This is a genomic window from Gammaproteobacteria bacterium (genome assembly GCA_015709615.1).
GTDB lineage: Bacteria > Pseudomonadota > Gammaproteobacteria > Burkholderiales > Nitrosomonadaceae > Nitrosomonas.
In genome coordinates this window covers 2,846,284-2,865,848 of record CP054179.1, presented here as the reverse complement: position 1 = coordinate 2,865,848, position 19,565 = coordinate 2,846,284, and the positions used below count along the sequence as shown (strand labels likewise).

General features: G+C 51.2%; 22 protein-coding genes. 12 read left to right on the top strand and 10 right to left on the bottom strand.

Annotated elements, in window-relative coordinates:
* Positions 1–4: 4 nt before the first annotated feature.
* Entirely contained in the window at positions 5–547 is a 543-nt protein-coding gene (locus tag HRU77_13685; protein QOJ22190.1) for a PEP-CTERM sorting domain-containing protein, read from the top strand.
* A gap of 162 nt (positions 548–709) precedes the next feature.
* On the opposite strand, the gene HRU77_13680 is transcribed toward HRU77_13685, so the two are convergent.
* From HRU77_13680 to HRU77_13665, 4 genes are read right to left on the bottom strand one after another with little or no spacing between them, the layout of a single operon-like run.
* Complete coding sequence (locus HRU77_13680) at positions 710–1,210, bottom strand: phage tail protein (protein QOJ21641.1); 501 nt, start codon at positions 1,208–1,210, stop codon at positions 710–712.
* A 49-nt stretch (positions 1,211–1,259) separates the two neighbouring features.
* On the bottom strand, positions 1,260–1,778 hold the full coding sequence (locus tag HRU77_13675) for a phage tail protein (GenBank protein QOJ21640.1): 519 nt from the start codon (positions 1,776–1,778) through the stop codon (positions 1,260–1,262).
* Positions 1,779–1,823: 45 nt separating this feature from the next.
* Positions 1,824–2,345 (bottom strand): phage tail protein, encoded by a 522-nt coding sequence (locus HRU77_13670; protein ID QOJ21639.1) that lies wholly within the window; start codon positions 2,343–2,345, stop codon positions 1,824–1,826.
* A gap of 49 nt (positions 2,346–2,394) precedes the next feature.
* The gene (locus HRU77_13665; protein ID QOJ21638.1) at positions 2,395–3,045 is read right to left on the bottom strand and encodes a hypothetical protein; all 651 of its coding nucleotides are present in this window, start codon (positions 3,043–3,045) and stop codon (positions 2,395–2,397) included.
* A gap of 294 nt (positions 3,046–3,339) precedes the next feature.
* Between HRU77_13665 and HRU77_13660 the strand changes: the two genes are divergently transcribed.
* The 4 genes from HRU77_13660 to HRU77_13645 all read left to right on the top strand — a co-directional run bounded on the left by HRU77_13660 (position 3,340) and on the right by HRU77_13645 (position 6,182).
* Positions 3,340–3,879 (top strand): NADP oxidoreductase, encoded by a 540-nt coding sequence (locus HRU77_13660; protein QOJ22189.1) that lies wholly within the window; start codon positions 3,340–3,342, stop codon positions 3,877–3,879.
* 5 nt (positions 3,880–3,884) lie between these two features.
* A complete protein-coding gene (locus tag HRU77_13655; GenBank protein QOJ21637.1) occupies positions 3,885–5,357 on the top strand; it encodes a Ni/Fe hydrogenase subunit alpha in 1,473 nt (490 codons plus the stop codon).
* A 64-nt stretch (positions 5,358–5,421) separates the two neighbouring features.
* Positions 5,422–5,835 carry a nucleotidyltransferase substrate binding protein gene (locus HRU77_13650; protein ID QOJ21636.1) on the top strand — a complete coding sequence of 138 codons (414 nt, stop codon included), beginning with the start codon at positions 5,422–5,424 and terminating at the stop codon, positions 5,833–5,835.
* Complete coding sequence (locus HRU77_13645) at positions 5,832–6,182, top strand: nucleotidyltransferase domain-containing protein (GenBank protein QOJ21635.1); 351 nt, start codon at positions 5,832–5,834, stop codon at positions 6,180–6,182. Before HRU77_13650 ends, HRU77_13645 begins: the two co-directional genes overlap by 4 nt.
* 183 nt (positions 6,183–6,365) lie before the next feature.
* Here the strand turns inward: HRU77_13645 and HRU77_13640 are convergent, their stop codons facing one another.
* The 3 genes from HRU77_13640 to HRU77_13630 are packed head-to-tail and all read right to left on the bottom strand — an operon-like array spanning position 6,366 to position 8,194.
* A complete protein-coding gene (locus HRU77_13640; protein QOJ21634.1) occupies positions 6,366–6,566 on the bottom strand; it encodes a DUF2905 domain-containing protein in 201 nt (66 codons plus the stop codon).
* A gap of 31 nt (positions 6,567–6,597) precedes the next feature.
* The gene (locus tag HRU77_13635) at positions 6,598–7,113 is read right to left on the bottom strand and encodes a lipocalin family protein (protein QOJ21633.1); all 516 of its coding nucleotides are present in this window, start codon (positions 7,111–7,113) and stop codon (positions 6,598–6,600) included.
* 1 nt (position 7,114) lies between these two features.
* The gene (locus HRU77_13630; protein QOJ21632.1) at positions 7,115–8,194 is read right to left on the bottom strand and encodes an alkene reductase; all 1,080 of its coding nucleotides are present in this window, start codon (positions 8,192–8,194) and stop codon (positions 7,115–7,117) included.
* A 234-nt stretch (positions 8,195–8,428) separates the two neighbouring features.
* On the opposite strand from HRU77_13630, the gene HRU77_13625 reads away from it, so the two are divergent.
* On the top strand, positions 8,429–8,647 hold the full coding sequence (locus tag HRU77_13625) for a C4-dicarboxylate ABC transporter (GenBank protein ID QOJ21631.1): 219 nt from the start codon (positions 8,429–8,431) through the stop codon (positions 8,645–8,647).
* 84 nt (positions 8,648–8,731) lie between these two features.
* Here HRU77_13625 and HRU77_13620 read toward each other — a convergent pair whose 3' ends face one another.
* Together HRU77_13620 and acs are read right to left on the bottom strand one after the other, a co-directional pair.
* The gene (locus tag HRU77_13620) at positions 8,732–9,697 is read right to left on the bottom strand and encodes an MBL fold metallo-hydrolase (GenBank protein ID QOJ21630.1); all 966 of its coding nucleotides are present in this window, start codon (positions 9,695–9,697) and stop codon (positions 8,732–8,734) included.
* 49 nt (positions 9,698–9,746) lie between these two features.
* Positions 9,747–11,717 carry an acetate--CoA ligase gene (acs, locus tag HRU77_13615; protein QOJ21629.1) on the bottom strand — a complete coding sequence of 657 codons (1,971 nt, stop codon included), beginning with the start codon at positions 11,715–11,717 and terminating at the stop codon, positions 9,747–9,749.
* Between the two features lie 275 nt (positions 11,718–11,992).
* On the opposite strand from acs, the gene rimP reads away from it, so the two are divergent.
* From rimP to HRU77_13585, 6 genes are all read left to right on the top strand, one after another.
* Positions 11,993–12,421, top strand: coding sequence for a ribosome maturation factor RimP (rimP, locus tag HRU77_13610; GenBank protein QOJ22188.1), 429 nt, complete (start codon positions 11,993–11,995; stop codon positions 12,419–12,421).
* Positions 12,422–12,450: 29 nt separating this feature from the next.
* Positions 12,451–13,923 carry a transcription termination/antitermination protein NusA gene (gene nusA / locus HRU77_13605; protein QOJ21628.1) on the top strand — a complete coding sequence of 491 codons (1,473 nt, stop codon included), beginning with the start codon at positions 12,451–12,453 and terminating at the stop codon, positions 13,921–13,923.
* A gap of 81 nt (positions 13,924–14,004) precedes the next feature.
* Positions 14,005–16,641 (top strand): translation initiation factor IF-2, encoded by a 2,637-nt coding sequence (gene infB / locus HRU77_13600; protein ID QOJ21627.1) that lies wholly within the window; start codon positions 14,005–14,007, stop codon positions 16,639–16,641.
* 24 nt (positions 16,642–16,665) lie between these two features.
* Complete coding sequence (gene rbfA, locus HRU77_13595; protein ID QOJ21626.1) at positions 16,666–17,052, top strand: 30S ribosome-binding factor RbfA; 387 nt, start codon at positions 16,666–16,668, stop codon at positions 17,050–17,052.
* 43 nt (positions 17,053–17,095) lie between these two features.
* Positions 17,096–18,034 carry a tRNA pseudouridine(55) synthase TruB gene (truB, locus tag HRU77_13590; protein QOJ21625.1) on the top strand — a complete coding sequence of 313 codons (939 nt, stop codon included), beginning with the start codon at positions 17,096–17,098 and terminating at the stop codon, positions 18,032–18,034.
* A 325-nt stretch (positions 18,035–18,359) separates the two neighbouring features.
* Positions 18,360–18,896 (top strand): PEP-CTERM sorting domain-containing protein, encoded by a 537-nt coding sequence (locus tag HRU77_13585; protein QOJ22187.1) that lies wholly within the window; start codon positions 18,360–18,362, stop codon positions 18,894–18,896.
* A gap of 131 nt (positions 18,897–19,027) precedes the next feature.
* Here HRU77_13585 and HRU77_13580 read toward each other — a convergent pair whose 3' ends face one another.
* A complete protein-coding gene (locus HRU77_13580; protein ID QOJ21624.1) occupies positions 19,028–19,477 on the bottom strand; it encodes a hypothetical protein in 450 nt (149 codons plus the stop codon).
* Positions 19,478–19,565: the final 88 nt, after the last annotated feature.

Sequence of the window (19,565 nt, the reverse complement as noted above, 5' to 3'; positions counted from 1 at the left end):
CGCGATGCTGACGGTTGGCAGCGCTCAGGCATTGGATTTCCAGCTTGTTTCGCATATTGGCGACAACTACAGCTACACGCTAACCTATGGACCAAATGACAATATGTGGTACGTTGAAAATGGTAACGTGCACGCAACGATCCAGCTATCAGGCCTGTTTGGAGTCACCAGTGTTTTCGGGCCGCTCGATAACGACTTTCCGTCCGGTTCTCTTCACGATGGGCAGTTAAAATGGACAGGCAGTGTATTGTTTGGCGGCTCAGTTGTACGTTTTACGATGCTCGAAGAAGACGTTGGTACCGGTAACTTCGGGTCAGACAAGCATGTCATTGGCTTCACACTCGTTGCGCCTCATACATCCGAAATCGATAAGATCATTCTGGATACCAACGGTTTCTATAGCGGCCACACATTGGCTGATCGGGACGTGCATATGCTCATTTCCGGCCCTGGCGTACCGGCGGTACCTGAGCCTTCTGGCTATGCAATGATGATCGCTGGAATATTGGGTATTGGCGTGATGCTCCGGCGGCGGAGTTTGTGTTAATCAGCACGCTTTATCTTTCTCAAACAGGTATGCAACCTTCGACATGATCTCTGAGCGCGATTTCCAATCCCAAAATATCGACCGCTCGGATAAGGCTTTGAGCTGCCATATGAAATGCTTAAAAGTCAAATACCACCGGATCTTACCGGTGGTATTTGTCTACTAACTCCGGCTCGGAAAAATACCCTGCACAGCAATGCAATAATTCACTACGAGGTAAGGTTGCATATTGGAATGCGGCTGTCCGCCTGTATTGCCAATCGCCGCGGCAGCCATGGTTGCGCCGCCTGTGCTGCTGAACACGACATTGCCGTCGGAATCCTGCGCCCAGAACTTTCCCGCCGGACTGGTTTGGGTTCCAACCACATTGCTGCAGTTTGCCGTATGACTGTGCGGGGGAATCTGGGCGGTTGTAAGCGTCACGTTTTCTTGCCCGGCCCGTTCTCCCTGGGTATGAACCGAGCTCGGGTGCATTCCCGCACGGCCGCGAAGATCGGGCAGCGCGAACGTGGTGCGGCCGTCTCCGCCGTACATCGTGCCCAGTAAGGAAAACAGCGCCATGTTTTGGGCAATCGGTAACAATTGACCATCGCAACTCGCCCAGCCTTTCGGCGCAAAACCGAAAGAAAAGGGCCGTATTTCTCCTAAAAATGGTTCGTCCATACTATCCTCTCATTTATCTTTGTCGAATTTTGCTGCGAAACATCCGGCTTTAGTTTCTGGGCGGATATGCGCCTTGCAGTGCAATGCAGTAGTTCAGCACCAGATACGGCTGCAGATTATCGTGCGCTTGTCCGCCACCGGTAGCGGTGATTGTTCCAGCCGCCATCTGCGCCGGTCCGCTATCGCCGTATTCCTTGCTGCCGCCCAGATCCTGCGCCCAGAAATTTCCGGCGGGATCCGGTTTGTTGCCGTTCCCGGCTTGCGCGTTGGCCGGATGGGTGTGCGGCGGAATCTGCTCAAGCGTCAGCGTCTCCGTCACCGTGCCGCCGGATTCACCCAGAACACGGTTAGAAAGACCGCTCCCCTGCCCCGCGCCCATAACGACATTGCCTTGAAGATTAGGCAGCGCGAAGGTCGTTTTGCCGTCGCCACCATAGGTTGTGCCAAGAATCGAAAATAATGCCGTGTTACTCGATATGGGCAGCAACTGTCCATTACACTGCGCCCAGCCCACCGGCGCGAAATTAAATCCAAACGAACGGATTTCTCCAATATACGGATCGCTCATGCAAAGATCTCCTTTTTTTCAACGGTTATCCGGATTGCCATCCTCTTAATCTCTCGGAGGGTAGATACCTTCAAGCGCGATGATGTAGTTGATGACCAAATAGGGTTGCACATTGTTATGCGGTTGTCCGCCGCCGGCATTGCCGATCGCCGTAGCAGCCATGGTGCTGCCGCTGGTCGTGCTGTATGCCCCGGTATTGCCGCCGGGATCGGTCGACCAGTAGCTGTTGACAGGGCTGGTGCTATTGGCGGTGGTATTGGAGCAGACCGCGGTATGGTTGTGCGCCGCCAGTTGCCCGGTAGTCAAAGTGATTGTTTCACTGCCGCCCAATTCACCGATTACTCGCAGACTGAGGCCGGCCCCGGCGCCTTGGTGCAGCGGAATACGACTGGCGAGATTCGGTAAGGCGAAATTCGATACACCGTCGCCGCCGTAGGTTGTTCCGATGAGCGAAAACAGCGCTTCATTCTCCGCGATTGAAAGTACCTGCCCCTGGCATAAAGCCCAGCCGGCGGGGGCAAAATTGCCGGCAAACGTCCTGATTTCACCTAAAAAGGGGTCGGGCATAATTTTCTCCTTGTTTGCGAAAAACTTCAGTCACAACGACGCAATCGCATCAAGCCACCTTGCGCCGCGCCGCAGCCAATACCGCCGGAACACCGATCAGAAGCAGCGTGCTCGTCAGCGGTTCCGGAACCGCGGTGGCGATATCCAGCGTGGAGAAATCCAATGCAGCGCCATTAAATTTCGTTTCGCCGAACAACCCCAGCCCCGGACCAGCCAGCGCCAAGGAAACGTTAACCGTGCCCGAGGCCAAGCCCGCAAAGGCCGATGCCGGTAACGTCAATGTATACACGTTATCTTCCCGGTTGACACCGCCATGCGCTTCGAACAGCGTATTGAGCGCGCTAGTAAGATCAATTCCATTGACGGTAAAGGATGCAACTTGACTTCCAGTGGCGGCGGATTCGTAATCATAAATCCCAAACGACAAACTACCGCCGATGATGGTATCTGCGATCGCGCCATATGAAAACACCCAGCTAGCGGAAAAATTCGAGCCAGTATCAGAATCCGAACCAATAAATACCCCATTGAACGGCGCGGGTTCACCGCCTCCGGCAGTTAGAAAAGCACCGGTGGTCGGCGTCGCGCCATCGGCAAAATCCTGATCACCGAGGGTTACGACTGTATTTGCATAAGTCAACTGAGACCCGGCCAAAAGCGCGAACGGTACGATTATTTTTGCAGACAAATATTTTTTCATTGAAAAATCCCCTTTGAATATGTGAATATTTCTTGTCAACATTCACGAAACGGCAGCGATGATCGTCGACTCTATCACCAGACGAGACCGGTTCTCGTTAACCGGCTCCGTTACGTTATACTCTTATATCGCAATCCATATCAAGGAATTTCTGCACCGGGAATTCATTATATTATTCATGATAATAACTGCATTTCATCAGAATTTCTTGACTAACAAAACAAAAAAGCCATACAACCGTTTTGTAAGAACTATCCGGCAATGGATCCGATAAAAATGACGATTGAGCACACGATCAAACGCAAACTCAAAATCGCCACCACGTCATTGGCGGGTTGTTTCGGCTGCCATATGTCGTTTCTCGACATGGACGAGCGCTTGGCCGGTTTGCTGGAGCACGTCGAGTTCGATCGTTCGCCGTTCACCGACATCAAGCATTGCGGGCCGTGCGATATCGGCTTGATCGAAGGCGGCGTGTGCAACGCGGAAAATGTGCATGTGCTGCGCGAGTTTCGCACTAACTGCAAGATTCTAGTGGCGGTTGGCGCGTGCGCGATCAACGGCGGTGTCCCGGCAATGCGCAATTACTTCGATTTGCAGGATTGCCTGGAGGAAGTGTATTTACGCGGCACCAATGTGACTCATCCGCGCGTCCCGGATGATCCCGAGCTGCCGCTGCTGCTCGACAAAGTTTATCCGGTCAGTGAGATCGTCCCAATCGATTATTTCCTACCGGGCTGCCCGCCTTCCGCCGAGGCTTTTTTGCAATTGCTGCAACCGCTGCTGGCCGGGGAAAAACCGGTGATCGCCAAATCCCAATTACACTACGATTGAGCATCATGGAACCGGACAAACCTGCATCACCAACTACCCGCCGCATCGCCATCGACCCGGTCACGCGCGTCGAAGGGCACGGCAAAATCACGCTGCTGGTCGACGATAACAACCGCATCGTCGAGGCGCGCTTTCATATCGTCGAATTCCGCGGTTTCGAGAAATTCATTCAGGGCCGCCCGTTCTGGGAAGTACCGTTTTTCGTGCAACGTCTATGCGGTATCTGCCCGGTCAGTCATCAGCTAGCCGCCGCGAAAGCGGTCGATCAGATCGTCGGCGTGCAGCAACTCACGCCCGCTGCAACCAAGCTGCGCCGCCTGTTGCATTTCGGCCAGATGCTGCAATCGCATGCGCTGCACTTTTTCCATCTATCGTCACCGGATTTTTTGTTCGGTTTCGGCAGTGATCCGGTAAAGCGCAACATCACCGGCGTGCTGGAGCAATATCCGGAAATCGCGCTGAAAGGCGTCAAGCTGCGCAAATACGGGCAGCGCATCATCGAAGCGATCACCGGCAAGCGCATCCACGGCACCGGCACCGTGCCCGGCGGCATGAACAAGCCGCTGACGATAACGGAACGCGATGCATTGCTTGCCGACATTGATGACATCCTGCAATGGAGTCAGGATGCTGTGGCGCTGAACGAGCACACTCATACGGCTCATCCAGAACATCGCAATTTCGGCACGCTGCCGAGTCATTATCTCGGCATGACCGGAACCAACGGTGAGCTGGAGTTCTACCACGGCGGACTGCGCGCACGCGCCGCCGACGGCAGCGGTATTTTCGATCAATTCGATTACTGCGATTACCAGCAAATCATCAAAGAAGAAGTGCGCTCGTGGAGCTACCTGAAATTTCCCTATTTCTCCAGCTTAGGCACCGAGCACGGCTGGTACCGCGTCGGCCCGCTGGCGCGCATCAATAATTGCGATGTCATCACAACACCGTTGGCGGAAGCGGCGCGTCAACGCTTCAAAGCCACCGGCCACGGCGGCTCGGTACACGACACGCTGGGATACCACTGGGCGCGCATGATCGAACTGTTGCACTGCGCCGAATCGATTCACGGCTTGCTGCAAGATCCGGACATCACCGGCACGGATTTACTGGCGGATAAAGGCGAATACCAGCCGCAAGGCATCGGCGTCATCGAAGCCCCGCGCGGCACGCTGTTTCATCATTACCACGTCAACGAAGAAGGACTGGTCACGCAAGCCAACCTGATCGTCTCGACCACCAGCAACAACCAGGCCATGAACGAATCGGTGCGCGTGGTCGCCAACCAATACCTCGACGGCCATGAAATCACCGAAGCGCTGCTAAACCACCTCGAAGTCGCCGTGCGCGCGTACGATCCGTGTCTTTCCTGTGCCACGCATGCACTGGGCAAAATGCCGTTGCAAGTGACGTTGCAAGACATGACGGGAAAAGTGATTCATCAATTGACGAAAGGCATAGACGGTGCTATTCAGTGATGAACAACCGGATTTAAATCCGGGCTCGCCGAGACTTTCAATTCCGCTTGAAAAATGAACGACCATGAATAATCCCGATATTCGCTGGCAGCAACGTTTCGCCAGCTACCAAAAAGCTTTGCTGCAACTGCAAAGCGCAGTTGAGCTCAGTCAACAGCGTGCGCTCAGTGCATTGGAAAAACAAGGTGTTATCCAAGCATTCGAATTCACGCATGAATTGGCTTGGAATCTATTGAAAGATTTCTTGCAAGATCAAGGCAATCAAAATATTAAAGGCTCCAGGGATGCCACCCGGGAAGCGTTCAAGGTTGAATTGATTCAAGACGGTGAACAATGGATGGCGATGATACAAAGCCGTAATGTCTCATCGCACACTTACGATGAACGCACTGCCGAGCGGTTGACCGATGCGATCATCCATCATTACTACCCATTGTTCGTCGCGCTAAAAAACGAAATGGAAAAATACCGGCCATGACCGATGAACGTCCGTTCGGTTTACCACCCGCGACCTTGGAAAAGCTCAACAGCGTATTCGCGCAACACACCGCCATCGACTCGGTACTGTTGTACGGCTCACGCGCCAAGGGAAATTACCGTGCAGGTTCCGATATCGACCTGACCATCAAGGGTGACGAAATTTCTTTCGATGAACTGATGCAAATCGAAAACGAAATCGACGATTTGATGCTGCCGTATACCGTCGATCTGTCGCAATACCGCCAGCTTGAAAACACCGGTTTGATCGCGCACATCGATCGGGTTGGAATTGTCGTTTATAATAAAGCGCATCTAAGCAAATCGCCGCAAGCAGCGGGATATTAATCACGTTTCAATTTGCCGGTTTTCAACCAGCTCGCGCTCCAAGGGTCGAAAAATTAGATCCATAGGGATTAAATCAGACTGGAATCTTCAGGACTGAGCAGCACGGATTCCTAATAAAAAACCAGGAAGCCATACCGAATTCACACATTCCCGGCATCCACGAAAAATTCTTTACGGGATGATTCACTTCCGTAACCACCACAGTATCAGCGTCAACACGACGGAAATGACCAGCCCCGTCATCAGCGGAAAATGAAAGCTGAAATTCTCGCGTTCGATATGAATATCGCCGGGCAAACGGCCGAGCGGCAGTTGCGATAGCCACGGCCACAGCAAACCGAGCACGAGTAAAATGATGCCTAGGGTAATGAGTAATTGCTGCATCGCGTTGATCCGGTCCACATCACAGTTTGAGTTAGTCCTGTTTTGGAAAAATCAATTTGTCCGTTGCAAAACCCAGTTCGCCGGATTTTTGCACAAAACGATTCAGCACTTCATCGCTCACCACCGGAGTTCTTGCCAGCAGCCACAGATAGGATTTGTCGTAACTGGTGATGAAGGCGTATTGATAGTTTTCCTTATCCAGTTCGAACACGATGTACGCACCGTAAAACGGGCCGAAGAAGGAAACTTTCAGATAGCCCTCCTGTGGATCTCTGACGAAATACGCTTTGCCTTCCGCTTCCTTCCATTTGTTATCCGCAACCGAGAAACCTTTGTTGACAACTTTGACGCCGCCGTCTTCGCGCAGCGAGTACTCGGCAGTGATATTGGCCAATCCGCGTTCAAACGAATGGTCGAGGCGGGCGATTTCGTACCATTTTCCTAGATAGCGGTTGAGTTCGAAGCCGTCAACCGGTGCGACATTTTGCGGTACCGAAACGCACCCGCCGAGCAAAACGATCAGGAGAAAAAGTGGCAGCAATCGCATATCAGCGCTCCAGCACAGTATTTAACGTTGGATAATCGGTATAGCCTTCCGCGCCGAAGGTATAAAACGTAGCCGGATTGGGTTCATTGAGCGGCGCACCGGTTTTGATCCGCGCCGGTAAATCGGGATTCGCCAGGAAGCTGACGCCGAAAGCCACGGCATCGACTTTGCCCACGGCAATGTCGCGCTCCGCCTCTTCCGCGGTGTAACCCATATTGCTGATCAAGACGCCGTTGTAATGCTGACGGATCGGCGTCAGAACATCGCCGCTTTGCTGGCGGTAAACATCGCCGCGAATCACGTGCAAGTATGCCAGATGATAGTCATTGAGCCGCCTGGCCAGCCAAGTAGATAATCCGGCCGGATCGCTGTCGATCATGCTGTTGTAACTGCTCAGCGGCGAAATACGCAAACCGACCCGCTCGCTGCCCCACACGGCACTGACGGCCTCGAGCACTTCCAAGGTCAGGCGCGCGCGGTTTGCAATCGAACCGCCGTACGGTCCGGTACGCTTGTTTGAGCCGTCGCGCAAAAATTCATCGAGCAAATAGCCGTTCGCGCCGTGGATTTCGATGCCGTCGAAACCGGCAGTCAAGGCATTTTGCGCCGCTTTCTTGAATCCGGCGGCGATGCCGGATAATTCGTCGTCACGCAATTCGCGCGGCACAGCATAAGGCTTTTTTCCTTCCGGCGTGCGCACTTCATCGGCAATGGCGATGGCGCTCGGCGCAACCGGCTGCGCGCCGCCATTGAGCAGCGGATGACACGCTCGGCCGCCATGCCAGAGTTGCAGAAAGATTCTGCCGCCGGCCGTATGTACGGCATCGGTCACCAGCTTCCAGCCGGTAACTTGTGCTTCCGAGTGAACACCCGGTTCCTTCCAGAATGCCGAGTTGCCTTCGATCGCCATCGTCGCTTCGGCAATGATCAATCCGGCACTTGCCCGTTGCGCGTAATACTGCGCCATCATGGCATTCGGAAGATGCTCGTCGCCTGCACGGCAACGCGTCAACGGCGCCATGAAAATGCGATTCGGCACGGTCAGCGCACCGAACTTGAGCGGCAAAAACAAGGTATTCATCTGCTAAATCTCCTCACAAATGCAGTCTGAGTCATTCTAGCGCAATTTGGCGCACGCCACTTTTACTCGATTTTTACAATTTTTCATAAAAATATTTCGCTTATTTTTCAATAAGAAGGCTAATTGTGTGAATAAATCGTGAAATAAATGTGAACTTTTTGTGAAGGTTATCCTCAAATTTGCCGTAAACGCTTTTTCAAACAACCTCAACCAATTTCAAACTAGGAGATTTTCATGAAAACAGGTCATATTTTCGTTATTTCAGCGTTGGTTATTAGCGGCATATTTTTTGGTATTTTGTCGCTGTATGACCTGCCGGAATCGGTAACCGAATGGGTTATTTCCGATATTATTCTTGGCGCAGTGCTGTACGTAAATTATCTGGTGATTGTGATGGGCACAGGTTCATCCAAATCCAGAGTACATTATTCAAGCAAAAAAGTTACCGCGTAAAACTCTCCGAAGTGATGGGGTTAAGTCAATCGTGCGGCTTAGCCCCTCTTTTCTTATCAGCAACCAATACCAGCATTTTAGCAATCAAAGCTGCTTGAAACGCTCAGCAGGTTGATCAAGCCAATGAATCAATCCTTGCGCGTTCAGCCGGATATCCGAACGTAACAGTTCATCGGCCGCATCCAGCGGTAACCGGCAGCCATGTTTTTCCAGGCGTTGCAGAAACAATTCCCGTAATGCGCTTGCAATCACGCTTTGCCGGTCTTCTTCATTTTTTGCGCACTGCGCGATCTCCACGTGCGCATCGAGCAAATCATGCAAGGATTGGGCATGGCGCGCGAGATGACCGATCTGGCTATAGTGCGTTAGATAAGCATAACGCGGCTGATAACGCATGATACGGTCAATCGACGCATGCGCCGCATTGGGATCGAATTGCACCGGCGACGTGGTCGGAATGACAAACTCCAAGCCATCGACATCGAATTCCCGGTATGAAACACCGAAAGTATCGCCGGTAAAAAAAGACTGACTGCGTTCGTCATAAATGCAATTATGATGGCGCGCATGCCCCGGTGTGTCGAGAAACAACAGCGAACGGCCATTCAGATCGATACGGCTTTCATCCGGCGCTTCGATAATGCGCCCGGCGTCAATCGGATAAATCTCTCCATACACGCGCCTGAACTCGGCCTCGCCATAAACGCCTACGGCACCGGCGACCAGCCGCGCCGGATTCGCCATATGACTGGCGCCGCGCGGATGCACGACCAGTTTAGCATTCGGAAATAAACGCATGCATTCACTGGCGCCACCGGCGTGATCCAGGTGGATATGCGTCAAGATGACATAAGCAACCGCCTCGGCGGGGATGTTCTTTTGCTCGAGTGCCTCAGCCACGCCGGAGATGGAAAACGTGGTGCCGGTATCCACCAGCGCGGCCGCGCCTTTTTCGACAATCAAATGAATCGCCGCCCGTTTGGGGCGGTGAAACTGTGCATCGATGGCACTGATGCCATGCTCATAATCAATTACAAATGGTGATGACATAACTCTCCGGTTTCTCGCGAACCAATTGTTCAAATAGCAATACTGAATATTATTTTGACGGATATTTCAGCTGTTCCAGGATCGCCGGGTTTTCCAGCGTGGAAATATCCTGCGTGATTTCCTCGCCTTTGGCTAATGTACGCAATAACCGGCGCATGATTTTGCCCGACCGGGTCTTGGGCAGATTTTCCCCGAAACGGATCTCCTCGGGCTTGGCGATTGGACCGATCTCTTTCGCCACCCAGTCGCGCAAAGTATCGGCGATTTGGATAACTTCCTCGCCGTGCGGATATTTACCCTTCAGCACGACAAAAGCAATCACCGCTTCACCTTTGATTTCATGCGGCTTGCCAACAACCGCCGCTTCCGCGACCAGAGGGTGGGCAACCAGAGCCGACTCGATTTCCATCGTGCCCAAACGATGTCCGGAAACGTTCAGCACGTCATCGATGCGCCCCATGATCCAGAAATAACCATCTTTGTCACGGTACGCGGAATCGCCTGCCAGATAATATTGGCCGTGTCCGATGTCTTCCGGGAAATATGCTTTTTTGAAACGTTCCGGATCGCCCCAGAGCGTGCGGATTTGCGAAGGAAAAGGTTTTTTGATCACCAGAAAACCACCTTTGCCGTTTTCGACATCGTGACCCGCTTCGTCGACAATTGCCGCAACAATACCCGGCAGCGGAAATGTGCACGAACCCGGCTTGAGCGCAACAGCGCCCGGGGTTGGCGCAATCATGTGACAACCGGTTTCCGTCTGCCACCAGGTGTCGACAATCGGACAACGCGACCGGCCCACTTTTTCATAAAACCACATCCAGGCTTCCGGATTGATCGGCTCACCCACCGATCCCAATAACCGCAGCGACGAGAGATCGTACTGCGCGGGCAGATCGCCACCCAATTTGATCAGCGAGCGGATCGCAGTGGGCGCGGTGTAAAACGTGGTTACTTTATGCTTCTGGATGATTTCCCAAAAGCGCCCGGCGTGCGGATACGTCGGAATACCCTCAAAAATCACTTGAGTCGCCCCCATAGCCAGCGGCCCGTACGTGACATAACTATGGCCGGTAATCCAGCCGACATCGGCCGTACACCAGAAAATATCCGTGGGCTTATAGTCAAAAATCCACTGCATGCTGACTTTGGTTCCAAGCAAATAACCCGCGCTGGAATGTTGTACCCCTTTAGGCTTACCCGTCGATCCCGAAGTGTACAGCGTAAACAAAGGATGCTCGGCATCGACCCATTCCGGTTCACAGTCAGTGCCAGCATCCTGCGTAATGTCATGCCACCAGACATCGCGCGCCGGATCGAAGGGAATCTCTCCGCCGGTGCGCCGGTACACCACGATCAATTGAACCGAAGTGGTATCGCCCATGCGCATGGCTTCGTCGACGGTAGCTTTGAGCGGATTGCGCTTACCGCCGCGAACTTGCTCGTCGGCGGTGATCACCGCCACCGCACCGGCATCATGAATGCGTTCGTGCAAGCTTTTGGCGGAAAAACCGCCGAACACCACCGAATGAATCGCACCGATACGCGCGCACGCTTGCATGGCGACCACCGCTTCAATGCGCATCGGCATGTAAATGACAACCCGGTCGCCTTTTTTGATATTGTGCGACTGCAATGCGTTGGCCAGCTGGCAAACGCGCTGATGCAGATCGCGGTAAGTGACACGCTGCACGTCGCCTTCATCCGATTCAAAAATAATGGCGATTTTGTCTGCTTGTGTAGCTAAATGCCGGTCAAGGCAGTTATAGGAAACGTTTAATTTCCCATCGGCAAACCATTTATAGAACGGCGCCGCACTGTCATCCAATACTTGCGTAAAAGGTTTATGCCAAAGAATCAGTTCATTTGCCCGCTTCGCCCAAAAACCCTGATAATCCTGCTCCGCTTCCGCGCACAACGCTTGGTATGCTTGAATGCCGGCGATATTGGCTTGACGGGCAAATTCACTGGAAGGCGGAAAAATACGGATTTCGTTCAAAACGGATTCAATGGTCGACATGCGCTATCTCCAATACTGTACTCATTTGTTCAGCAAACTCGAACCGAATTGTATCATTGGCACCAAGCACCATTGCTACTTCTATTTTTACCAAAAAAAACAACGCCGAAAAACCGCTAGAAAAATTACCGGAGGGGCTCCGGAAAGACGCTGAAAATGCTTGGAAATATTACTGTTGGCAAAAGTTTATGTTTCCTATTTTATAAAAATTTGTTAAAATAAAATCAATAAATTCGATGGGCTTTTTCAGCCCATTTTTTATTTGTGGTGGAGCTATGGCATTAGAGGAATTATTGGAGTCGACTCTAAAGGGAATGGGCTACGAGCTGGTCGAAGTGGAACAATTAGCGCACAACAAATTATTAAGAATATTTGTCGACAAAGAAGGTGGTATCAGCATCGATGACTGTGTAACAATCAGTAATCATTTGAGCAGGTTGTTCGCAGTTGAAAACATCGACTACGGCCGATTGGAAGTTTCGTCCCCCGGATTGGACAGACCGTTGCGGAAGGAAGCGGATTTTATTCGTTTCACAGGAGAAACGATCAAACTAAAACTGCGCATTCCAGTACAGGGGCAGCGGAATTTTGTGGGCGTTTTGCGAGAAGTAAATAATGGCATAATAAAACTTGAAGTCGAAGGGAAATTGTTGGATCTTGAATTGAGTAACGTTGGAAAAGCGCGTTTGGCTCCAAAATTGTAGGTATATAAAGAAGATTTGGCTGGAGGATTATGAGCCGGGAAATTTTACTGTTGGTTGATGCATTGGCGCGCGAAAAAGCGGTGGAAAAAGAAATCGTTTTCAGCGCGCTCGAACTTGCTTTGGCGTCCGCCACGAAAAAACGGTTTCAAGAGGATATTGAAACTCGTGTTTCTATTGACAGAGTCACAGGAGATCACCAATCCTTCCGCCGCTGGCTGGTTGTTGAAGATGATGCCGTGGAAGATCCTGCGCGCCAGATTTCCTTAAGTGACGCGGCAAAAACCGATGCCGGCATCCAGCTTGGCGAGTATCTTGAAAAACCGCTGGAGCCCATCGAATTCGGACGCATCGGAGCACAGGCGGCAAAACAGGTCATTTTCCAGAAAATACGCGACGCCGAACGCGAACAAACACTGAATGATTTCCTCGAGCGTGGAGATTATTTAATTACCGGCACGATCAAGCGCATGGAGCGCGGTAATGCCATCATCGAATCCGGAAAAATCGAAGCCGAGCTTCCGCGCGACCAGATGATACCGAAAGAAAATTTGCGTGTCGGTGACCGGGTGCGCGCTTACCTCCATAAAGTGGATCGCGCCGCCAGAGGACCACAATTAAAGCTTTCCCGTATTTCCCCCGAATTTCTGATGAAATTATTTGAACTGGAAGTCCCGGAAATTGAGGAAGGTTTACTGGAAATCAAAGCGGCAGCGCGAGACCCCGGGTCGCGCGCCAAGATTGCTGTCAAATCAAACGACCAGCGTATCGACCCAATCGGCACTTGCGTTGGCATGCGCGGTTCGAGAGTCCAGGCGGTTATCAGCGAACTGGCCGGAGAGCGTGTGGATATCGTGTTGTGGTCGGACGATCCCGCGACTTTTATCATCAATGCGCTGGCACCCGCAGAAATCAGCAGCATCATGGTCGATGAAGAAAAACATAGCATGGACATCGTGGTCGATGATGATAACCTTGCACAAGCCATCGGCCGCGGCGGACAGAATGTGCGCTTGGCTTCCGAATTGACCGGCTGGGAACTCAACATCATGACGGTGGATGAGTCCAAAGCCAAGCATGAACAGGAAACATCGCAAACCTGCCAGCTCTTTATGCAGAAGCTCGATGTTGATGAGGAAATCGCGGAAATTCTCGTGCAAGAGGGTTTTGTCACGCTGGAAGAAGTGGCTTACGTACCATTAAATGAGATGCTGGAAATCGAATCGCTGGACGAAGAAACCGTCAATGAACTACGTAATCGCGCGCGTAATGCGCTGCTGACGGATGCTATCGCCAATGAAGAAAAGGTTGAGCATGTCGCCGAGGATTTGCTTGCAATAGAAGGGATGGATATCGATATCGTGCGCGAATTGGCTGCAAAAGGTATTAACACGCAAGCCGATCTGGCCGATTTGGCCGCCGATGATCTGGTCGAGATAACCGGTATCGATATTGAACGCGCGAACCGGTTAATTATCAAAGCACGTGAACCATGGTTTACTTGATTCAAGCAACCGGCTGGAATACGGCCGGAACGTTAATTTCTGGAAGTCTTGCATGTCGTTTTGTTTGTTGAAGGGTTATAAATGGCTCAAATGAGTGTGGAACAATTTGCTAATGAACTGGGTTTGTTACCGGCCGTTCTGCTGGAGCAGCTTAAAGCCGCCGGTGTGAAAAAAACGCTGGCGGAAGACAGTTTGACAGAGCAAGATAAAGCGCAGCTACTCGACTATCTAAGAAAAACACATGGCGCCACCGAGACCAGAAGCAAAATCACTCTAACGCGCCGGCAAACTTCCGAAATACGAAAATCCGACAGCACGGGCAGACCGCGAACAATTCAAGTCGAAGTCAGAAAAAGACGTGTCGTAGCGAAACCCGGCGTGACGGACGAAGCTGAAACTTCCCCAGAAACCGCTAAGCCGCTTGACACCGCTCCGGCGATTAAAGAACCCACACCGGTCATCGATGCGGAACAATTGGCCCTGCGCAACGAAGAAGCAAGAAAACAAGCGGAGCTGATTGCGCGCCAAACCGAGGAAATCAAACAAAAAAGAGCGCGCAGAAAAGCCGAGACAGAAGAAGAGATCAAGAAAAAAACAGGGGAACCGGAAGCAGAAATCAAGACTGCGCCGCCGGTAACAAAGCCCGCGCCGTCAGGGGAACCGGAAGCCGCAAAGAAAATCGAACCTGAACAACGGATGGAGGATACACATCCCGGCTCGACTGACGGGACGCTGCATAAACCCGCAGTAAAACCCGAAGAAAAAGCCGATAAAAAGAAGAAGCAAGCCAAGCAGCAGCAAGTCGTCTGGAAAGATGAAAACACCAAGAAGCGCAGCGTAAAAACCCGCGGCGGTGATCTTCCCAACAGCCAGCAAGGCTGGCGCACGCGTAGAGACAAACACAGCAAACCGGCGCATGCCGAAGAACAGAATATTCACGCTTTTTCCGCGCCGACAGAACCGATCGTGCGTGAAATCATGGTGCCCGAAACCATTTCCGTCAGTGCGCTGGCACAGAAAATGTCGGTAAAGGCCGCCGATGTCATCAAGGTATTGATGAAAATGGGCAGCATGGTCACGATCAATCAAATGCTGGATCAGGATACGGCCATGATCGTGGTTGAAGAAATGGGACATATCGCAAAATATGCCGAGATCGATAACCCTGAGAATTTTCTTGCCGACCATGAAGCCTCCGCCACCGAAGCGGAATTATCTCCACGCGCTCCAGTCGTTACGGTCATGGGGCATGTCGATCACGGCAAAACCTCACTGCTGGACTATATCCGCCGCACCCGCGTTGCCGGCGGCGAGGCTGGCGGAATAACCCAGCATATCGGCGCTTATCATGTGGAAACCGATCACGGCATGGTCACTTTTCTCGACACACCGGGTCACGAAGCCTTTACGGCTATGCGCGCACGCGGCACCAAAATCACCGACATTGTCATCCTTGTGGTGGCAGCGGATGATGGCGTCATGCCGCAGACGATCGAAGCTATTCACCATGCCAAAGCAGCCAAGATCCCCATCATCGTGGCGGTAAATAAAATCGACAAACCGGAAGCCAATGCCGAACGGATCCGGCATGAACTGGTCGCGCACGAAGTGGTGCCGGAAGACTGGGGCGGCGATACAATGTTTGTCGAAGTATCGGCAAAAACCGGGCAAGGCATTGATGCTCTGCTGGAAAGTATACTGCTGCAAGCAGAAGTGCTGGAATTGAAAGCACCGGCCAAAACACCGGCCAAAGGCGTTGTGATTGAATCACGACTGGATAAAGGCCGCGGCCCGGTTGCGACGATCCTGGTGCAATCCGGAACGTTGCATCGCGGCGACGTGTTGCTGGCGGGCGCGGTTTTCGGCAAAGTGCGCGCCATGAATGATGAAAACGGCAAAGCGATCAAGCAGGCGGGTACCTCTATTCCGGTTGAAATTCAAGGATTATCGGAAGTGCCCGAGGCGGGTGAAACCGTACTGGTGCTCGATGACGAACGCAAAGCGCGTGAAATCGCGCTATTCCGCCAAGGTAAATACCGCGACGTGAAACTTGCCAAGCAACAGGCGGCAAAACTTGAAAACGTGTTTGATCAGCAAGAAGACGTCAAGGTGCTGTCCCTCATCATCAAAGCCGACGTGCAAGGCTCCTGTGAGGCTTTGGCTTATGCGTTGCAAAAGATTTCAACGGACGAAGTCAAGGTCAATATCATTCATAGCGGCGTGGGTGCGATTATCGAATCCGATGTCAATCTGTCGCTGGCATCTAAAGCCGTCATCATCGGCTTCAATGTGCGCGCGGACGCCAGCGCGCGCAAACTGATCGCGTCTACTGGCGTTGACGTGCGCTACTACAATATCATTTACGAAGCGGTTGATGAAATTAAAGCAGCGCTTTCCGGCCTGATGTCGCCTGAGCGTAAAGAAAGCATCATCGGGCTGATCGATATCCGTGAAATTTACCGCATCCCGAAAGTCGGCGTGGTTGCAGGCTGCTATGTGCTGGACGGTATCGTAAAAAGAAATTCTTTGATCAGGGTGTTACGCGACGGACTGGTCATTCACAGCTGCGAGCTCGATTCGCTGAAACGCTTCAAGGATGACGTCAAAGAGGTCAGGGAAGGATTTGAATGCGGCTTATCGCTCAGAAATTTCAACGATATTCAGATAGGCGATCAACTGGAAGTTTATGAAATCGTCGAAACCGCGAGATCGTTATAATCTAGCGCTCTGATTCAAGCACCTATGCCGAAAGATTTTTCCCGCACACTACGCGTTGCCGATCAAATACAACGAGAACTGGCGGACTTGATACAAAATGAAATCAAAGATCCCCGCGTGCGCCATCATGTCACGATTACGGCTGTTGAAGTCACGCGCGATTACAGCTACGCCAAGATCTTTTACACCACCTTATGCACGCCGGAAGAAAATCTGCTGGTAGAAAAAGGACTGGAACACGCCAAAGGCTTTTTGCGCACCCATCTGGCGCACCGCATGAAGTTGAGAATCACACCGCAACTTCACTTTGTTTTTGATGAATCGGTCGAACGCGGCGTACGTCTGTCGAAATTGATTGACGAAGCGATTGCGCAAGACAAAGCCACTCATCACATCGATCCGGAAACCTGAGCAATCAAACGGACGATTGCATTCAAATATTCCTCGCACAGATTTGGCTAAACCGAAACAACGTAATATCAGCGGTGTTCTATTACTGGATAAGCCCCTCAATGTCTCGTCCAATAAAGCCATTCAGATCGCCAAGCATCTTTTCTCCGCAACCAAATGCGGACACACCGGCACCTTGGATCCGCTGGCAACCGGATTGCTTCCGGTCTGCTTCGGTGAAGCAACCAAGTTTTCATCGATTTTGCTGGGTGCCAATAAAACCTACGAAACAACCCTGAAGCTCGGTTATTTGAGCACGACAGGCGATGCGGAAGGTGAAATCAGTCAAACATCAACAACCGTGCCAAACCCGGCTCTCGCCGAATGTGAACAGGCGTTAAAAAACTTTGTCGGCGACATCTTGCAAATCCCGCCCATGTACAGCGCGCTCAAACATCAAGGAAAACCGTTGTACGCCTACGCCAGAGATGGCGAATTCATTGCCAGGCCGGCACGCAAGATCACCATTTACGGCATACAAATCCGGTCATTGCGGCAAAATGAATTGTGCTTGAGCATCCAATGCGGCACCGGTACCTATATCCGGACACTGGCGGAAGACATCGGCAAAGCACTGGGTTTCGGCGGCGCCTATCTGATCAGTCTGCGCCGCACCGCTATTGATAAATTCGATTTGTCCCAGGCATATACAGTACCGATGCTGGAAGCAATGGATGCTATCGCAAGAGACGCGTGCTTACTGCCGGTCGATTGTCTGGTACAAGCATACCCGAAAGTAACGCTAGAAGATCAATCGGCATTATGGCTGCAGCAAGGCCGCACCGTTGAATGTCAATCGGGTAGTTGCACTCTACCGGCAGGACAAATAATGCGCTTGTATCACCGGCAGCACTTCATAGGACTCGGTGAAATTACCGTTGAACAAAAAATAATGGCAAGGCGTTTACTATCGAACGCTTATTGGTCTGCAATTACTGCATGAATTGCAGTCAAAGGGAGCCTTTTCCGTAAATTAAGGAAGCTGAATCACCTCTCATCCTATTTATATCCGAATCTCACACAATTTCGACCAACCCCGTAAAATACACGCACTTCAGTTTTGCACAATCGCCCTCAAACGTGCTTCTCTGCACCAGAAACAAAAGAACTCCAAATATCCTACAAGAATCACTCATTAATTATATTGAAAAATAAGCATAACCTTTATATCAATAAGTGAAACTTATCGGCAGAATGAACAACACTTTCACTATTGTTTATTTAATCATTAAAAATTACTCGTAACCGCTTTATTCTTTACCGGATCAATTTCTACCGCGTCTGCTGGCGCGGTTATCACCAATATTACCGCCAGCGGGGCTGGCTTAGGTTCATTTAGCTACAGCGACGATGGCTCAAGAAATCTGGACATCAGCAAAATATTCGATAGTGTAAATCCCATCGTTCTGGAATTTACCGTTGCGCATGATACCGGTCCAGGAAATCCCTACAATATAACGGAACACATCACGAATAACACGGGAATACCCTGGACCGATTTCCATTTCGCGATCACCGAACCTGATCATGGCAGTGGCGTCGTTTTCACCAGTTTTAATAAATCAACGCTTTCAGGTTTTACGCTTGAAGGATCAAGCGGACCACGCAATCTTGACTTTATCGGATCACTAGCGGTTGGTGGTACAGCTACCGCATCGTTCGATTTAAGTCCGTTTGATCCAGGCGATGGAAAGACCACAACTTTCCTACTGACACAGGCTCCAACAATTCCAGAACCGGAAACCTATGCGATGTTACTGATTGGATTGGGATTACTCGGTTTTACCGCTCGCCGCAGAAAGTAAAACCGATATCGAATCTAACGCCGCTTCAAACAATCCCGCCAAAACAGCGGGATTGTTTTTCATGAAACAAAAGCAATAGTGCGGACTTTTAATCGTTTCAGCAACGCCGTTTAAGCCGATTAAAATCCAATCTAAGCCGAGCCGAGATAAAAATCGGGAATTGCGCCGCTGGATTGCTGCAAATTACGTTCGGCGATGCGCAATTTGTGCAGCAAAATGGTCAGTTGCGAATAAAATTCGTCACTGGCAATCAATTGCTGCCACTCATCACCATCCGGATCGTCTTCATCCAGGTTGCGCCAGAATAGACTGCAAAAGCTATTGAATGGAACCGGTTGTCCGGCGATCAAATCGGCTTTGATTTTATGATTGATCCAACGCTGCCGCCTTTTGATCAATTCTTCCGCACCAGCGCAAACGACAACGGACAGATGAGCATATAAATCCGTTGTGCTGCGAATGCTCACAAGCTCGGAGAATTTTTTTGTGCGAATGGCGTTTGCAATAAATTCCTGTAACGCCATCGTCGACACTTTAAGACTTACACCCGTTTGTAATGCGTAAATTTTATCGAGATACATAGGTCAGAAAAATAAAGTAAGCGGCGGTAACCAATGCGCTATTCGATTGGCAATCAGGGTTAAGGTTCATTCTTATGTAGCGTACTTC

What these genes read in the sequence shown, in the direction of transcription:
- HRU77_13685 (QOJ22190.1), top strand. Translation starts at nt 5, where the DNA reads ATGCTGACGGTTGGCAGCGCTCAGGCATTGGATTTCCAGCTTGTTTCG.
- HRU77_13680 (QOJ21641.1), bottom strand. Translation starts at nt 1,210, where the DNA reads ATGGACGAACCATTTTTAGGAGAAATACGGCCCTTTTCTTTCGGTTTT.
- HRU77_13675 (QOJ21640.1), bottom strand. Translation starts at nt 1,778, where the DNA reads ATGAGCGATCCGTATATTGGAGAAATCCGTTCGTTTGGATTTAATTTC.
- HRU77_13670 (QOJ21639.1), bottom strand. Translation starts at nt 2,345, where the DNA reads ATGCCCGACCCCTTTTTAGGTGAAATCAGGACGTTTGCCGGCAATTTT.
- HRU77_13665 (QOJ21638.1), bottom strand. Translation starts at nt 3,045, where the DNA reads ATGAAAAAATATTTGTCTGCAAAAATAATCGTACCGTTCGCGCTTTTG.
- HRU77_13655 (QOJ21637.1), top strand. Translation starts at nt 3,885, where the DNA reads ATGGAACCGGACAAACCTGCATCACCAACTACCCGCCGCATCGCCATC.
- HRU77_13650 (QOJ21636.1), top strand. Translation starts at nt 5,422, where the DNA reads ATGAATAATCCCGATATTCGCTGGCAGCAACGTTTCGCCAGCTACCAA.
- HRU77_13645 (QOJ21635.1), top strand. Translation starts at nt 5,832, where the DNA reads ATGACCGATGAACGTCCGTTCGGTTTACCACCCGCGACCTTGGAAAAG.
- HRU77_13640 (QOJ21634.1), bottom strand. Translation starts at nt 6,566, where the DNA reads ATGCAGCAATTACTCATTACCCTAGGCATCATTTTACTCGTGCTCGGT.
- HRU77_13635 (QOJ21633.1), bottom strand. Translation starts at nt 7,113, where the DNA reads ATGCGATTGCTGCCACTTTTTCTCCTGATCGTTTTGCTCGGCGGGTGC.
- HRU77_13630 (QOJ21632.1), bottom strand. Translation starts at nt 8,194, where the DNA reads ATGAATACCTTGTTTTTGCCGCTCAAGTTCGGTGCGCTGACCGTGCCG.
- HRU77_13625 (QOJ21631.1), top strand. Translation starts at nt 8,429, where the DNA reads ATGAAAACAGGTCATATTTTCGTTATTTCAGCGTTGGTTATTAGCGGC.
- HRU77_13620 (QOJ21630.1), bottom strand. Translation starts at nt 9,697, where the DNA reads ATGTCATCACCATTTGTAATTGATTATGAGCATGGCATCAGTGCCATC.
- acs (QOJ21629.1), bottom strand. Translation starts at nt 11,717, where the DNA reads ATGTCGACCATTGAATCCGTTTTGAACGAAATCCGTATTTTTCCGCCT.
- rimP (QOJ22188.1), top strand. Translation starts at nt 11,993, where the DNA reads ATGGCATTAGAGGAATTATTGGAGTCGACTCTAAAGGGAATGGGCTAC.
- nusA (QOJ21628.1), top strand. Translation starts at nt 12,451, where the DNA reads ATGAGCCGGGAAATTTTACTGTTGGTTGATGCATTGGCGCGCGAAAAA.
- infB (QOJ21627.1), top strand. Translation starts at nt 14,005, where the DNA reads ATGGCTCAAATGAGTGTGGAACAATTTGCTAATGAACTGGGTTTGTTA.
- rbfA (QOJ21626.1), top strand. Translation starts at nt 16,666, where the DNA reads ATGCCGAAAGATTTTTCCCGCACACTACGCGTTGCCGATCAAATACAA.
- HRU77_13580 (QOJ21624.1), bottom strand. Translation starts at nt 19,477, where the DNA reads ATGTATCTCGATAAAATTTACGCATTACAAACGGGTGTAAGTCTTAAA.